Origin of the sequence: Mesorhizobium sp. M1307 (assembly GCF_040318155.1) — a bacterium.
Classification (GTDB): domain Bacteria; phylum Pseudomonadota; class Alphaproteobacteria; order Rhizobiales; family Rhizobiaceae; genus Mesorhizobium.
Genome location: NZ_JAMYLR010000113.1, coordinates 1 through 809, shown reverse-complemented (window position 1 = coordinate 809; position 809 = coordinate 1). Strand labels below are relative to the sequence as shown.

Sequence of the window (809 nt, the reverse complement as noted above, 5' to 3'; positions counted from 1 at the left end):
ACTATTTTTGCTCTGTCTTTGCCGATTGTCGTCGGCGGTGCGGGCCTCGGTATCGAGACTTCCTATTGGTATTACAGCAGCCTGAAGCTACAAGCGGTGGCGGATGCGGCGGCCTATGCTGGCGCTTTGGAAAAGGTTTCGGGATCCGACACGCCAAAGATTGTCTCCGCAGCGACAGCGTCAGCGACCACGAACGGCTGGGGACCGTCAGCAGGTACAATAGAGGTTTTCTCGCCTCCGTCAGCCGGTCCAAATGTCGGAAAAAAGGCGGTTGAGGTAGTCGTTCATCAGAACCTCGATCGGTTCTTTACGTCGATATTCACGCAAAACGCAGTTGGCGCACAAGCAAGGGCGGTGGCTCTTATTACGGATGCTTCAAAAGCCTGCATTTTGACGGTCGATCCTTCCGCTTCGAAAGCGGCGCTCTTTTCCGGCAGTTCGACCACAAAACTGACAGGCTGCTCCGTCATGTCGAATTCGATAGCTCCGGACGCCATCAAACTTCAGGGATCGGCAAGCCTTGATGTCGATTGCCTGATATCGGCAGGCGGTGTTTCGTTGAGCAACGTCGTGAAGACCGTTTGCGCCAGCCTGATAACTCAGGCGCTGCCCGCTGCTGATCCTTTTGCCGACCTGCCGGCGCCGCCGGCCACGAACCCTTGTCAAAACGGCAATCAGTCAACCTTGCAACCTGGAACATACTGCAAGGGGCTCAGCTTGAGCGGCAATGTAACCCTCTCGCCCGGGATATACGTCATTGAGGGAGGCGATTTCAAAGCGAGCTCGAATGCAAATATTTCCGGCGAGGG

At 55.6% G+C, this 809-nt stretch carries 1 protein-coding gene; it reads left to right on the top strand.

Annotation, left to right across the window (positions count from 1 at the left end; genetic code table 11):
* On the top strand, window positions 1-809 hold an 809-nt coding region (locus NKH16_RS34865), incomplete at both ends, for a pilus assembly protein TadG-related protein (protein WP_352903979.1).